This is a genomic window from Niastella soli (assembly GCF_017742245.1).
In the GTDB taxonomy this organism is placed as follows: domain Bacteria; phylum Bacteroidota; class Bacteroidia; order Chitinophagales; family Chitinophagaceae; genus Niastella; species Niastella soli.
Genome location: NZ_JAGHKO010000024.1, coordinates 348,840 through 364,993 on the forward strand (window position 1 = coordinate 348,840; position 16,154 = coordinate 364,993).

The following is a 16,154-nucleotide window of genomic DNA, read 5'->3' on the forward strand; positions in this document are numbered from 1 at the left end:
TGTACACGGAAGCAGTATTTCAACAGGTAGTATTACCATTTAATGGTACCGGGTACGGGCGTTTCAGCGGCTTTCTCTGTAGTTTCAGGTCTTCTGCGAACTGATTTTAACCGGCGAAGCGCTGCCGGCATATTGTTGTCAACAACTTTTATTTCCGCATTCTGGCGTATCTTATCGTCGGCATAACGGTCACGTGCAACCAACCGGCTAATATTGTATAGTAAAAATTCACGCACTGTTTTTGCGCTATCCAGTTCGGCAGACATACCCCGTTTCACCAGCTCATCCCAATCGCCATACGACCATTTTTCCGCCTGCGGTCTATTAATTATGCCCAGTAGTTTCAGGTATTGGTCTTCCGATAATAACGCAGTAATATGCTCAGCTTCAAACGGGGCGCCATCAAATTTGCCAAGCGGATTTTTTACCATGAACTCCGCCTGCATTTTTTCCAGCGCATAAGCCCGCTCCAGCAACGTATCTACCTGGCCAGACCGTAAATTCAGCGACAACCTGTTTTTTATGGCAATGGAGAATTTTGAGGTGTAGGCAAAAGTGCCATCCCTTTTTAAAGCCAGACTGATCAACGAATCATAATAATTTACGGCCTTCTTCATCAGACTGTCCTTGTAACCGGTATAAGTGGGGAAAGCGTAATTGATAACTGATACACTCCGTTCTTTACTGTTTATCAGCAAGGCAATTTCTTTCATGGCCTCTTTGGTGACCTGGTATTTATGCGCGAGAACATTTACACCCTGTATTGCATTAAAGCGCGACTGTTGCTGAATTTCGCCTTTATACAATACGGCATAATAAGTGGTGTCTTTAACAATAAAATGCAGTACATCATTAAAATAATCGGCATAACTTTTATCGGTGTTTTCGCGGCATAGCCGTAAAAATGCCGTTTGCAGGGCATGTATGTCTTTTGCCGACAGGGGCTTGATCGCATTAAGCGCAGCCAGTTGTTTATTCAGGAATACATTCCCTTTTACTACAAATAACATTTTATTTTCCACCGAATCGTAGCGCTGCAGGATGCTGGTTATTTGTTTATCTAATTGATCGGTACCATGGTAGTCGGCCCAGGCTTTTTTCAATTCCATAGATCTGGAATAATAAAACCTGGTAAGTGATTTTTCCAGATTCGCATCCCCTTCATATTTTCTGGTTAGAAAAGCCGCAGTAAGGGCCGCTTCTTTCTGCAATTGTTGGTTATCGACAGCGGTTCCGGTGATGGGGTCATTTTTTCCTGCGGCAGTTTGTGATACGATCGGCTGGGCACACACAGTGACCAGCAAACAGCTGACGAACGAGGTCAGCAGGCGAATAATGCGTTTCATAGTAGGTTTATTTATTAATGGTTATGATTACGTGCTTTCCGGTTGTTACCACCAGGCCCTTTCCCCGGCATCATTTATGGTAAAAGGCCGTTCCTTGCGCTGCGTATATTCCGGCACCAGCAATAACAGGGCATTGCGGGGCACTTTCGTGAATGTCATTTCATGAGTGCCTTCCTGCGCAGTTTGCATCCCGGCCAGTTTCCACTTATTATCCCAGTAAAAAAGCTTATATTTTTTACCAGCTCGGTAAAACAGGTAGTTATCCTGTTCTTTAATAACAATATCGCGCACCCGCTGCAAGTCGGGCTTTAATGTTAGGGATTGTTTGCTTTTATTAACAGCAACAGGATAGCCGCATGGCACATTTTTACCTTGTATACAATACATGGGCAGGTACACCGCACCGGTACACATGTCACTAAACTGCACTGTATTACCTGTCACCTTTCCCCACCAGGTTGGGCGCCATTCCAGGGCATTCAACACTGCCGCAAATGCCACCTTCCTGTTTGGCGCAGCCTGTTGCAATTGACAGGTGATAGCGATGGTAGGCCAGTATTCGGGCGTAACATCCTTATAATTATAGGTGCGCATAAATCCATCAGGAATATTATCCACTGCTTCAAAGCCAGCCACTACGTCACGTTGCTTTGCATATGTTACCCTGATCACTTTAGCTGGTTCGCGGGTAAATGTGGTGAACCGTACAGAAGAAGAGGATACATCAAAACGCAACTGCTTGTGCTCGTTATCCAGTGTGCTGTTAAAAAAATGGCTGCCCGAAGAAGTAGCCCAATAGGTTACCATATCATTGGTAACAGGAAACCCCTGGCTGCGTAAGGTAAAAACAGTAAGATCGGCAATATCTTCGCATGGTCCTTTTTTCCGCATCAGTAGTTGCATAGGGCCCAGCCTGGGTAACGGTTCTTTCCGGCTCTCCATTTCATAGGTATTGGTGAACCATTTCTTTATATTGTTGGCCAGACAGGTCAACGTTTCCTGGACCTGTTTTCCTTTCGCACTATCCTGTACCCAGTTAAAACGTTGCTGATAGGTTTTGCGCCAGTCCTGTAAGGGCTCTATACTTGCCCGATAGGGAAGGAGGTATTCGCAAAATTCCTCAAATGAAAGGGTCCGCGCCCAGGGTCGCTTCCACACTTCAAAAGCCCGTTCCACATTATCAATAATAAAAACGGCTTTTATACTATCAATGTCCCGGTAGCGAACCGATACCGGATGCAAGCCCCGATGCAGTTTTTTTATCCGGTCAAAATCCTGTAAGGCAGTGGCAAAGTCACTATAATTCAATTCATTGAAAGCTACTTTATTATTTAAACTATCCGCCCAGTAGTAACTGCTGGAATAATGTATGTCCATATTGCCAATTAAAAAACAAACAGCTTTGAATTGTAATGGGTCCTGCTTTTTATTGAAATAATAAAGAGCTTTCTCTAATTCACTCCGGTTGCGGCCTGCCTTTACCAATACTTTGTCTATCTCTTTTCCATAACTGATCGCTTGCTGGCAAACAGCTGCCTGTTGTATTACAGTGAGGACCAACAAGCCAAAAAGCCATTTATATTTCGTGGCAACAGCTTTTGTCATAGTTAAAATACTTTATCAGCTGGTGAAAGGTTTTTTATTTTATGCAATAGCTTACTAGCTTCCGTCTTATACCCATTGGCTTCCTCTATATTACCTTTTGAAGGCAATGCAATGATCTGGTTCGCCATCGATATCAGCCGTAAGGTGTCGCCCGACCGGTAGTATAATTTCATCAATGCATACCGGGGTTTTAACCGTTGTGGTTCCAAATGCGCAGCCAATTGATATTCAGGAATGGCCTGCCCCCATGTTCCGGTTTGTTCATAACAATAACCCAGCGCATAATGAATGTCGGGATCCGCGCTTATTGCGCTGGCCTTTTTCAGTACCTGAATGGCCTGTTGATATTTATGGGAAACAAGCAGTATATAGGCATAATTCCGCCAGAAGCTTTCGGCATTGCTTAATGAGGTATGCAGTAATTGCATCCGTTTGGCAGCTTCTGTTAGCGAGCCTCTTTTTGCCATTATAACCACTTTTTTCAGCAGCACCTGGGCCAGCGCTTCTTTATACCAGTGGAACATCAACCATCCATTGCCTGCAATCAATATAATACCTGCTATTTTCAGCATAGCCTGCCTCCACCTGATGGAGATCCGTACCAGAGGCCTGATGTTATAAACGGGATTCGTGGAGAGTATGACAAAATAGATCAGAAACACACAGTAAACTGGTATGGCCTGGAATGTAAAATTCACCAACGACATAGTAATAAATGCCGCAACACCGGCATAGGCAACCTGATAAGGCACCTGGACTGTTTCCTTTGGTGCCGCGCCAGTGGCAACAGACTGTTTCTTTTTTCGGCTGAACCAGGGGAAAAGCAATAAACAACCGCCAAAACATACCTCCAGTAACAAAGCAGGCAATCCACCCTCCACCGTTGTTTCCAACAATTCATTGTATGCCATGTTAACATAGCCTGCCCCCTCGGGCAAGGGGGTATTGCCTGAAAGCTGGGCCAGGTACGTAGCCTGGAACAAATTGTAATGCTTTTCAAACTGCCCATACCCGTAACCGGTAAGTGGCTTTTCAGTGATCATGCGGCCACTGAGGGCCCACACCAGCTTGCGGCTTTCGGTTGATGCTTTTTTGGTATTATACAACCATAAAGTCAGTAGGGTAAACAGGGCTATTGTTCCCGCCACTATGGTGAAACGCTTAAAAAAACTATACGTTCGAAATCGGGCCGCAATCTGATACTTCCCCGTTAGCAGTATACAGGCTGCTACACCACTGCCAATCAGGGCGGTACGGCATTTAAGCAAAAACAGGGCGGTAACGACCATTATAAGACCGGCCGCCAACACGCCCTGCAATTTTCCTTTTCGTTCAAATAGGGTATATAACAAAGGGGGGATACTCAATGCCAGAAACATGGCAGTAACATTGGGATTGACCCATGATCCGGTAACCACAAAAAGCCGGTTGGTTGAAGGAAGCACCGTTAGCCATTGCAACAGGCAAATACCGGCTTGTAATACGCCCAGGGCTATTATGGTATTAAAGATCCATTTCAGGTGATGATTATCAACACGGTTTATAAAGATCAATAAGCCAATTACGAAAAGCAATCCCGCTAAGGCATACGTTGTTTTATAGGTAAAAGAAGTAAACAAAGAACTACTGATAACCACATACGCGGTAAACAAAGTATATAAGACGAACGGCCAGCTATAAGCGGGTTGGGGATCACGAACAGGCCGTTTCAACAACCATACAGCACAGAAAGCCGTAAAACCTGTAACCACAATAATATATAGATAATAGGCTGCAAGGGAAGCATTGATAAAATGGCGATGGGTATTGATCTGGCTGGCAATAAGGACCATTGCCAACAAGAGTGTAGCAAATCGTTTCAAGCAATTAGTTTTTGGTATCTGGAAGAAAGACGTTCCATCAATAGCCCCTTAAAATGAAGGCATATTGATCACAATAACCGATCACCCTATCTTTCTACTATTTTGATAGGTTAAGTTATGAAAAGAAAAAACCCTTACAAATAAAAATTGTAACTGTGACGTTTTAAGCCATAAGTGTGCAGTTTTGGGCGATAAGTGTGCAATTTACTTTTATCCTACAGCCCTCTGTATAAAAACATTTTTAACCAATGGCGCATTTTAGGGTACACAAAATGGTTATAGCTAAACCGATCAAATTACCACTTTACCAAAACATAAATCCTGCCTGCGATACATAGCATAAAATAACCATATCTATGGAAGTAATTGGTCCTTGTCTTTAAAGCCTTCTGGGGAAAGCATTAAAAAGGAAAACTGATTCTGGTCACCTTATTTAATACTAAAACGAATAGGCAGCCCCTCTCTATTTTATCAGTACGTTAAGAAGCCAAAAAAGGTATAAATACCCATTTTTCTGATTTTGTTGATTGGTACATTTATAAGGGAATTGTGAATTACACAACTCCAGTTAAACCCATTATTTATGCCAATACAACACTATGGCGTGTTAAAGGGAAAAGCATCAGCCAGCCTTCGCGCCACTGCACAAAGCGAACACTATCAAATCCTCATCAACCCCGGCAACCATCCGCACCGAATTGCCATCAACACCAAATCAAGCGAAGCACCCAGTCAGGTATTATATTTTGCCAGCGACGATTTTCATCATGAGATCACGGACGCTTTACAACAGGCCAACCTGCCTGAAGGTTTCACCGCGCTTGAATCAAAAGCGGGTGGCCTGGCGCTCGATTTTATCCGGCGCAATCTGTTCGACAATACCCAAATGATCCCATTGCCTTCCCGCGGCCCGGGCGACAATGACGACTTAAACGACCGCCTTGATTTTTTTGTGCAACAAGCTATTCGCGACAACTCAGCCGTGGTATATGCATTTGGGCAACATTGGCAGGATAATAGCGGTAAAGACAAATATTTCGCTGAAATAAGCCCCAGCACAGGTATCCACGACATCCATATGAACCAGGGCAACCCGCCAGGCAAATATTTTGGCGACAATGGTATTTGGCAGGATGGGGGCTTACTGTTCCATTACGCATCACGCAACCGGTGGGCGGCCGTGTTTACCGCCTTCCAGTCACAATCATTTCATACCGACGACGTACATGGCAACCCCACCTCAGAACCACAACCGCCGGATCAAACAAAGGCAAACATCCGCATCATTGCCGCCATGGTAAACCCCAAGGGCGAAGAACCTGGTAAAGAATATGTGATCCTGCTTAATAAAAGCAATGAGGACGTTAATTTAACTGGCTGGCAAATTGTAGACAAACTGAAGAAGGCCGACACCATCGGCAACCAGATCCTCCCGGCCGGCGATACGCTGCGTATAAAGCTTACAGGCCAGGGCGCCCAGTTAACCAACAAAGGGGGTAACATTACCTTGTTGAATAAAGAGCACGTGAAAGTAGACGGTGTTACCTATACCAAAGAAGACGCCTCCGTAGAGGACCAATTAGTAGAATTGTAATTCATGATTCATAACAGGGACAAACAGCGGTCCCCTCGGCTGAGCCGAGGGGACCATTTTATTTTTACCCAGCCCCCGTTAGGGTGCCGGGAATTTCATCCAACCTCCCGGTAATCCCCATCTCTCATTTATCCCCTGTCCGTTGGGACGCCGATGATTTCAAATCCTAAATCCCATTTATCCCAGTGCTTTTTCTTAACTTGTTCACCTTAAAACTAAAAGGCCTGTCAATGAAAAAGCAACTGCTTATTGCCGGTTGGTGCATCCTGTTAAGTACATTGGGCGCTACCGGTCAGGTTACCTTACAACACCTGCTCACAGAAAATCTCGTAAATCCCCTTGGGATAAACGTCACGGCTACACCACGTTTTAGCTGGCAGTTAGCAAGCAGTCAGCGGAACGTGCAACAAGCTGCCTGGGAAATAAAAGTAACTGCTGGTAAAACCGTTGCCTGGAACAGTGGAAAAATAACCTCCAATCAATCGGTACAGGTACCCTACGCCGGCAGTGCCCTCCAACCCGCTACAAAATACAGCTGGCAGGTACGTGTTTGGGATACCTCGGGGCATGTTACCCCCTGGAGCGCGCTGGCATCCTTTCAAACCGCATTGGCTACGCCTGCCGACTGGAAAGCCCAATGGATAACGCCCGGGTTTACCGAAGATGCCGCAGACCGCCCGGCCATTCTATACCGCAAATCATTCACATTACCCAAAAAGGTCCGCACCGCCACGGCCTACCTTACCGCGCATGGGATGTACGAAGCCCAGATAAACGGGAAACGGGTAGGGGATGCCTATCTCACCCCCGGCTGGACGAGCTACAACAAACGCCTGCAATACCAGGCATACGATGTTACGCCGTTACTGGTAAATGGGCCTAATGCCATTGGCGTTACCGTTGGCAATGGCTGGTACCGCGGTTACCTGGCCTGGAGTGGTAATAAGAACTCCTGGGGCAGCGATGCCGCCCTGCTGATGCAGTTAGTCATTACTTACACCGATGGCTCAACCAAAAATTTCATAACAGACAGTACCTGGAGAACTTCCACCGGTCCTATCCGTTATGACGAAATATACCATGGCGAAACAGTAGATACCCGCCTGGAAAAAAAAGGCTGGGACAGCACCGGTTTTAACGATGCGGAATGGAGTGGGGTGCAAACCGCTGATTTTTCAAAGGAAGTACTGGTTTCCACCTATAACGAACCGGTTAAAAAACACGAAACCTTCAAACCCATAAAAGTGCTTACCACCCCCGACGGAAAAACCGTGCTTGATTTTGGCCAGAACCTCGTTGGCTGGGTAATGGTAAAAGCAAAAGGCAACAGCGGCGATTCCATTGTGATAAAACACGCAGAAGTCTTAGATAAATACGGTAATTTTTATACAGAGAACTTACGCGCTGCCAAAGCAACGGCTACTTATATTCTGGATGGAAAAGAAGAAAGAACACTGGAACCCCATTTCACCTTTTTTGGCTTCCGGTATATTTTGGTGGAAGGGTATCCTGGCGAAATAAACCCGGATAATTTCACAGCGGTAGCTTTGTATTCCGACATGCAACCCACCGGCAGCTTTACCTGCTCGCAGCCATTGCTCAATCAATTACAGCATAATATCCAATGGGGGCAACGCGGTAATTTTCTGGATGTGCCAACCGATTGTCCGCAACGGGATGAACGCCTCGGTTGGACGGGCGATGCACAGGCTTTCTCCCGCACAGCAACCTTTAATTTTGGCGTCAATAATTTCTTTGCCAAATGGCTGAAAGATGTGGCAGCCGATCAAAAAGCAGATGGGTCAGTACCATACGTAATACCTAATGTACTGGGACCAAACGCAGGTGGTTCAACCGGCTGGGCCGATGTTTGCACCATTCTGCCCTGGAACATGTACCTGGCCTATGGCGATAAACGAATACTGGAAGATCAATACAACAGCATGAAGGCCTGGGTAGGTTATATGCAGACCCAAAGCAAAAACGACCTGTGGCAAACGGGTTTCCATTTTGGCGACTGGCTGTTTTACCGGCCCTTCGACGACAATGACGGCAAAGCCGCCGTTACCGACAAATACCTGATTGCCCAGTGTTTCTATGCACACTCAACCCAACTACTGGTAAATGCCGCCAAACAATTGGGCAAAACCGAAGACGCAGCCACCTACGGAGAATTATTGCAAAAAATAAAAGCTGCCTTTGTAAAAGAATACCTGACCCCAAACGGCCGGCTGGTCTCAGGAACCCAAACCGCCTATGTACTGGCCTTGCAATTTGATATGTTACCCGAGGCTTTACGCGCACAGGCCGCCGATAGACTGGTGCAGAATATCAAAGACTATAGGAATCATTTGACCACCGGCTTTTTAGGCACCCCATACCTGTGTCATGTGTTGAACCGCTTTGGTTATACCGATATCGCATACAACCTGCTGTTACAGGAAACCTACCCATCATGGTTGTACCCTGTTAAAATGGGCGCTACCACCATTTGGGAGCGCTGGGATGGCCAAAAACCCGACAGCACATTCCAAACACCCGGAATGAACTCCTTTAACCACTACGCGTACGGCGCCATTGGAGATTGGATGTACCGGGTCATTGCCGGTCTCGATACTTATGAAGACGGCCCCGGCTATAAACACATAAAAATACAACCACACCCTGGTGGCAATTTAACCAACGCAGCCGCCACTCTGCAAACCTATTACGGTACGGTAAGCAGCGGCTGGACGATCAACGGCACCGACATAACGCTGGATGCAGAGATCCCGGCCAACACCACCGCCGATATTTATTTACCCGCCTCCTCGGAAAGTACCATTACAGAAAGTGGGATTGCCCTGTCGGCCCAAAAAGATGTACAGGTAACAACCACCTCAGATGACCAGTACGTAGTGATAAAAGCAGGCTCAGGAAAGTATCATTTTGTGATCAGCGCACGTAAATAACTATTTTATGAAACAAAGGATCGCCCATATAGCCCTGCTACCAACTCCCTCCCGAATTGTCGGGAGGGTCGGGGGAGCAGCCTCACTATTTACAGAAAGTATTCCCTATTAATTTCTTTTTTTGCCAGCTAAAGCAACTCTGCTCACAACCTGTTGTGTCACTCACTTGCACGTTCGGTAATTCTATTCAGCTATAATCCCCATTTTCACCACATATATTCTATCATTTTGATCCTGTATCTATTTACTATATTCGCCTTATAGATAACTTTTCAATAATTTCACACAGCATATTGGTTTAAAAAAATACAAAAGCTCGATCAGCAGCAACTGAACACCGGAAAGGATTTTGTTTCCGCTTACCTGCTTAAAGCCGATCTCCAAAAGAATCTCGGATGCAATAAGTAATTAAAAAGCCGAAGCGGGCGCTGCGGCAGCTTTAGTTATTTTGTTTACACCATTGTTTCCCAATATTTACATTGCCTTCATCAATGGCCGTATCAATCTACTGTATTAAATATATCATGAAGAAATTCTTTGCCGGCATACACCTTTCCTCTACCAGCATTAAAATCATTCCACCAGCCCTTTGTACCATTCCAAGCATTTATTACATGTTGACTTAGTGGTTTACGGCCATCTAAATCAATGGCATTCGGAACCTCATTGCCGGCGAATTGATATGGGGAATAGATTGTGAAAGAATCAGACAATGCATCGACTGTAAAAAACCTTCCAACCTGATTATCATACATCCTTGCCCCATAGTCATACCATTCAAGACCGCTCTTATCTGCAAATTCATTACTTTGCTGCTCTTTACCATTGTATTTGTATTGATTTCCTGGTTCGCCAAAGCCTAACGCTTTTGAAGAAATCCCCGCCATTGTCATCCCAAATGGATAATAATGCGTCTCTTCTAATAAAGATACTTTAATAAACTGTCTGTTTTTTAACCTCATACTCATCAATAATTTCCAAAAACCTCCAATCTATTTCAAATGCATTAAACAACCCATTTGTATCATTTCCTTCTTTCAAAAATTGAAATTCCCAGCACATCTTTTCATGCTTTTCATTATAATTGAATGACACTACATAATGACTTGTGTTAAGTCCCTTTTTAGCAGCTGCTTTCACTGCAAACTTTTCTATTTCCCAAACTGACTTTAACTTATTTTTATCCGAATACCCCACTCTTGGCCAATTACAATAAAGAATTTGTCCATATTGGTCAATTCTAAGATTTATACCATAGGCCTTTATCCCAATTGTTGAGTCTTGTAAAATATAGTCCAGATCATATTTAGGCACTAGCCATTTTCCATTATATGTTTTCGGGTTCTTCTTAAAATAATTTTCAAGATCTATTATCTGCCCATGTGAAAAATGAAGTGCAGGTGTCAAATTTCCAAAACTCAACCTTAAATAGTTATTAACATTATTGACAACCGACTCTGGTAATAAGGAAAAAGTGTTTATTGTTTTAGAAAACCCATCATAATAAGTTAGGCCATGCTTGAAATCATCAACAACCATAAGGTTTTGGGAATAGGCAGGTGCCAAGTAAATTCCCCAAAAAATTAAAATTAACTTTTTCATAAAATGCAGAGTTTATGAATAGAGTTTTGAATTTTTAACTCCCGAATTATTGATTTTGCTTTCTCTTTCTGTCTTCTTCCTCCTCTTTCAACTTACGTAAAGCTTCTCTATAGTTTTTAATGAAATTCTTCTCGGCTTGGTCTGCAGCTTGACCAGTAGGGTTTCCTTCATCATGCCCCTTTTTATCAGGATCACCTATATAAAAACGAGATTTTGCGCTATTTTCTAATGCATATGCTGCATGACCAAATTCATGTGCTAATACTCTAGCAAAATCCTTACTTCCCAAGCTTTGTTCTATTAATATTTGTGGATCACTTAATTTCACCATTTCATTTGCTTCTTTTTCCGAAATTTCGACTCGTTCAACATCTTCTCCATTTTTGATCTCTTTGCTAAACTTAAATTTAGTTGGATCATCATTACCCTGGACCTTATTCCAGACTTTATACGCCGTTGAAAAGTCTCCTAATTGATCAGTATGCTCAGGTGTTCCGGCATAATCAACAGTTGATTTATTCCCTGTGCTAACATCAACAGGCTTAGGTTCTATAAACTGAGTTACACTTATTGTAAAAACTTCTTTTGCTTCTTTTAAGGCCTTATATATCTCTGGATTTGACTTTTCAACTATTGCTAATGCACTATTTATTTTCTTTATTTCTTCAGCAGTCCCTACTGGCTTAATTTCATTTCCACTAGGATCTATGAACCTCAAGGGGTTATTAATTGCGTAACTATAAATTGAATGGCGATAGTATTTCTCGCTCATAGGGTCTCCTATATGCCACCTCCCAATCTGGTTATCATACATCCTCGCTCCATAGTCATAGGCTTCTAGCCCACTACCATCGCTAAACTCTTTATTCTGCTGCTCCTTACCGTTGTATTTGTATTTATTCCCAGGCTCACCAAATCCTAATGCTTTCGAAGATATCCCCGCCATCGTCAGCCCAAAGGGATAATAATGCGTCTCTTCTGTTATCGGGCCACGCTCATGCGTTATCTGAAGGTTATCGAAAAATACTAAATTTTCTGATTCATTACTAACAAATACGTAAGCATACCCATTTTTAGGTGCTTCTTTGGCTGTACCATCAACACGATAAATCGTTTGTCCGCTCCCTTTGGTGCTTACCTGAATGATCTCACTTTGGGAAGGAACAAACCGGAATTGTTCATCAAAGAAGAGAATGTTCAAATAAGCCTTCGGCATAGTTCCTCCACTCCCATTCTGGGACGACAGGAAACTCGTAAACGGAACACTACTGTTTAAATTACTGGTTACAGTTGAACCTACCCCATGAAATACCGGCGTGTTGTTTACCAAATTTGATAGAACTGACAATATTGAACTCAGGCCATTGGCATTGGTGTTGTCTGTTACATCATTTTGAATGTAGTAGTCTGCCTTTATATGCAGGCGGTCTTTTGCCATTACTTTTAACAGCTTTCCTGCACCGATGCTTTGCGTGTTCCTGCGCAAAAGCTGTACTTTATTCCCGTTGGTCCCACTGCTGTAAAAACTGCCTGGACGGGCTACCCGCTGGTCAGCAGCATTTTCGTAATAGAGTTGTTCATTAGCCGTACTGGCATCCTCAAAGGCTACGGGCGGGTAAACGGAGGTATCCTTTTGCGTGGTCAACACCATGCGCACATTGCCCAGGTGGTCTTTTAAGAAATAATCATAAGCTAAAGCAGATTTGATTGGGTCATATCTAACTCGTCCTTCTTCGTGCCCTAAAAATTGCAGGGTGTCGTTTTGGTATACTGCTCCAGCTAAATAAGTGGTGGTAGTTATTTTGACCGGACTAACCGTACTGTCCGTAGCTATCTTCTTCAGTTTATTACCAGCGGCGTCATATTGATATTCTATCTTCCCCTTGCCATTCATATAAATGGTTTGGGGCAGGTTCAGGTAATTGTATACAATACCACTGGCCGCTATATCCTTATTAAGATCTTTTATCAGATTGCCATTCCCGTCGTACGTATAATCTGTTGCAACTGAGGTTTTGTTATTGCTCAAAGCAGTCATATATGCTTTACTGCTCCTGAAATCTCCCAGTTTGGTGGCGGTGTCATTGACCGCATCTATTACATTTTGTAACCTGTTACTATTGCTGTAATAATTATATTGCAGGCTATCGATGGTTGCGCTGTTTACCGACTTCCAGCCTCTTTGCACCATGCTTAACAGGTTACCATTGGCGTCATAAGCAAAATTGTGGGCACTGAAGTCGAGGCCGGCACTTAAATTAAATGCATTATTGTTGTGCTGGGTAAACGTAGCATCGGTGAGTCGGTTAACCGCATCATAAGTGAAGTCATATTTACGTACCAGGTTGTAGCCGGTACTTTTCCAAAGCATACCGCCAATATTTCCATTGTACTGGGCCGCAGTATAGCTTTTTGAGGCCCCATTGATGGTGAAAGCTGTTTTGTCGTAGCCAAGATCAAAACCAAAATAGTTGGCAGTGCTGGTAGTATCTTTAGCATAAGCTCTATTGGCACCTAACAACCAACCGCGAATATTATAGTCGTAGGTTAGAGAATCAAGAGCTCCACCTGCTAATTTCTTTTTTGTTAACTGTCCCAGGGCATCATAACTCATTTCCGCCAGGGTTATCCAACTACTCATCGTACCACCATTCACCTTCGTGTTACTGAGCTTCTTTTCTGTTTTTGCCAGTCTGCCTAAATCGTCATAAATCAATTTTGTGACTACTACGCTGGTTTGCAGGTTAGCACCTCCTTTTTCTTGTTTTTGTATAAGAACCAGGGGTTGTCCGGTAAAGGAGTATTGTGTGGTAAGTATATCCGTGCCGCCTGAATAATTGGTTTGCTGGGTTTGAATGATGCGGCCTTTATCATCATAAATATTTAAGGAGTAAAGAAAGGTATTTGCACCCAGCACTCTTACTGCGGCGCCGGTTACCAGTCCTTTTACTTTACTGCTTTGGCTAACTCCCTGCGGATAAGGATAAGAGCCGTTATCCGGACTTAGTAAATAGTTGTCAAAACTGTTATTTCGGGTGCTGTTTAATGTCGTATTATACCCACCCAACCAATCATAGGAGTCATAATACGTATAGGTGAGCGGCTCAAAGGTGGCGCCGAATGGAATGGCGTATTTATTAACTGCTGTACCCAGCATGATGGTATCGCCCTGTTCACCTGGCCCGCTCACGTTTTCCAGCGTCATTTCTCCCCCGGTGGTTGATTCCGACTCCCTATACATGGTCACAGAGAGTATGGCCTGTTTGGCACCCGATTGAGTACCGGCTAACGACAGGTCTAGTGGAATGCTGTTCCCGGGATTGGAGGCCGTTCTGGTGGTAACATAAGACTGTAAATTACCCATCGTACTGCTATAGATCACCATACCCGTTATTACAGGCCGGTTAACGCCATCATACAGGGTAGCCAGCCACTGGTTATTGCTGCGCATAATAGAGTCCTGGGTAAATACAAGCCTGTCCCGCCCATCATACACCATAAATACTGCACCCGCGCCCGGCACCTTTTTCATGTTCATCAACCTGCGCCCATTGTACTCATAGCGAAAACACTGTTCAGTAAGGATCGCTCCACCAAGCGCACCGATGTTCCAGCTATTGGCTTGTAATAACTGAACACCCCTGGGTTGAACAACCGCTCTCAGTTGATTATATAAATCGTAAATGTAGTAAGTGCATAACCAGCCGCTGTATCCTTTACCCGTGCCCGTATCGACATTGGCAGTCAATTGAACTTTCTTCAATACTACTTTACCTTCGCGGTCCTTAAACTCGATGACCTGTTTATCGTTTTCATCTACGGTAACATGCTTGAACAATTCGCCTGCTTTGTACAAACTATCACAGGAATAGGTACTAAACACCCCTGGCGTATTACTGATATTAACCTTCCAGATACGCACAGAGTCCGTCACTGTGTTCACCCAGTATTTCATTTTTACACCTGTGCCCTGGTTTACCCAGCTATTACCTGGCGCATAGGTTCTGTCAATCCTGTTTAATGGCGATTCCTCATATTCGGTTTTGCCATAGTAGTAGGTTTCTCCCTGGCCTTTAACAGGGCTATTGGAATTGTTATCACTATAAAAGTTCTGCTGTTGCTGAAAAGGATTTAGTTTGAAACCGCCATCTGTAAAAGATGTATTTCCCCCGTAGTTACTGGCGCCAAAAGGTAAATATTGCCTTTGTACCCGTCCCCATTCATCATACACCAACGGGCTTACCAGATCTACTGCACTGCTACCTGTTACCAATGATCCTTGCTTTACCACTGTTTGAATGGGCCTGCCCAGGCCGTCAAAATACTGGGTCGTCAGTCGTGAATGGGTAATAACTGATGAGGTGGAAAAATTACTGCTGGTAGTGTCCGGCTTTATTGCATCCCATATCCTGATATAATTATTTAAGAAAGTGCTATAAGCAGCTGGCGTATTTACGCTGGCATCCTGTGCGTATAATTGCATACAGCCCAGAACTATTATAGCTGTGACTATCGATGATCTATAGCACACCAGATATATTTTTGCAGCCAGAAAAAGGCTTTTTTGTTTACATCGCATATAATGTAGGGGGAATATTTATCAATTAGATACTTGTTTCTGATTAATACCCGGCTTTGCTTCATTGATCTGTTCAGGAGACAAGGAAGGATCTTCCTGATAAATTGCTTTAGCTACCCTGGCATTAACGATAGACATCATCAGCGGACTATCAAAAGACACATCTGCGCCTAACATCACATACAACCTTCCATCTTCGCTAATAAAATATTTACTACCTACCTCGTTCTGTTCACTTTCTGCCGATATTCTTCTTTTTTCACTGATCCATTCCATAACAGACTCTCTTTGTGAGCTGTTCTCTTTTCGTGATGCAATACCCTCGGTCACGATCATTCCTGAATCCATTACCTTACTGATCGCAGAACGTACCGCCAGCCGGTTTGTACCAGGTTTAACTATTGCAATCACCTGCACTTTGTCACCAAACTTTTTTTGAAAACGCTCAATCTGATTAACCAATGCCGTATCAGTATTTACAGGCATTACTACATACAAAAGCTTTTTTCCAGCGAAACCTGAAAGATTTATTGCTGCGCCATCGAGGCTGGTTTGTGCATTTGCGGCAACACACCGGCATAGCATGAACAACAAAAGAATTATTTTACTCATAAC

Annotated in this window: 9 protein-coding genes; 2 read left to right on the top strand and 7 right to left on the bottom strand. The window is 43.8% G+C overall.

The genetic code is table 11. The features are described 5' to 3' along the window. Positions 1-32: 32 nt before the first annotated feature. The 3 genes from J7I42_RS34275 to J7I42_RS34285 are packed head-to-tail and all read right to left on the bottom strand — an operon-like array spanning position 33 to position 4,813. Positions 33-1,346, bottom strand: a complete 1,314-nt coding sequence (locus J7I42_RS34275) for a hypothetical protein (RefSeq protein WP_209144930.1) — start codon at positions 1,344-1,346, stop codon at positions 33-35. 45 nt (positions 1,347-1,391) lie between these two features. Then, positions 1,392-2,951: a transglutaminase domain-containing protein gene (locus tag J7I42_RS34280; RefSeq protein WP_209144932.1), complete on the bottom strand. Its 1,560-nt coding sequence runs from the start codon at positions 2,949-2,951 to the stop codon at positions 1,392-1,394. 2 nt (positions 2,952-2,953) lie between these two features. After that, positions 2,954-4,813, bottom strand: a complete 1,860-nt coding sequence (locus tag J7I42_RS34285) for an O-antigen ligase family protein (RefSeq protein ID WP_209144934.1) — start codon at positions 4,811-4,813, stop codon at positions 2,954-2,956. Between the two features lie 583 nt (positions 4,814-5,396). On the opposite strand from J7I42_RS34285, the gene J7I42_RS34290 reads away from it, so the two are divergent. After that, positions 5,397-6,407 carry a DUF2278 family protein gene (locus J7I42_RS34290; RefSeq protein WP_209144936.1) on the top strand — a complete coding sequence of 337 codons (1,011 nt, stop codon included), beginning with the start codon at positions 5,397-5,399 and terminating at the stop codon, positions 6,405-6,407. 230 nt (positions 6,408-6,637) lie between these two features. Then, a complete protein-coding gene (locus J7I42_RS34295; protein ID WP_209144938.1) occupies positions 6,638-9,358 on the top strand; it encodes an alpha-L-rhamnosidase in 2,721 nt (906 codons plus the stop codon). A gap of 500 nt (positions 9,359-9,858) precedes the next feature. On the opposite strand, the gene J7I42_RS34300 is transcribed toward J7I42_RS34295, so the two are convergent. The 4 genes from J7I42_RS34300 to J7I42_RS34315 all read right to left on the bottom strand — a co-directional run bounded on the left by J7I42_RS34300 (position 9,859) and on the right by J7I42_RS34315 (position 16,151). Continuing rightward, positions 9,859-10,320, bottom strand: coding sequence for an RHS repeat domain-containing protein (locus tag J7I42_RS34300; RefSeq protein WP_209144940.1), 462 nt, complete (start codon positions 10,318-10,320; stop codon positions 9,859-9,861). Then, positions 10,292-10,960 carry a hypothetical protein gene (locus J7I42_RS34305; RefSeq protein WP_209144942.1) on the bottom strand — a complete coding sequence of 223 codons (669 nt, stop codon included), beginning with the start codon at positions 10,958-10,960 and terminating at the stop codon, positions 10,292-10,294. The genes J7I42_RS34300 and J7I42_RS34305 overlap by 29 nt, the downstream gene beginning before the upstream one ends. Before the next feature lie 46 nt (positions 10,961-11,006). Beyond that, positions 11,007-15,443, bottom strand: a complete 4,437-nt coding sequence (locus tag J7I42_RS34310; RefSeq protein ID WP_209144944.1) for a DUF6443 domain-containing protein — start codon at positions 15,441-15,443, stop codon at positions 11,007-11,009. Between the two features lie 117 nt (positions 15,444-15,560). Then, positions 15,561-16,151: a thioredoxin domain-containing protein gene (locus J7I42_RS34315; protein WP_209144946.1), complete on the bottom strand. Its 591-nt coding sequence runs from the start codon at positions 16,149-16,151 to the stop codon at positions 15,561-15,563. Positions 16,152-16,154: the final 3 nt, after the last annotated feature.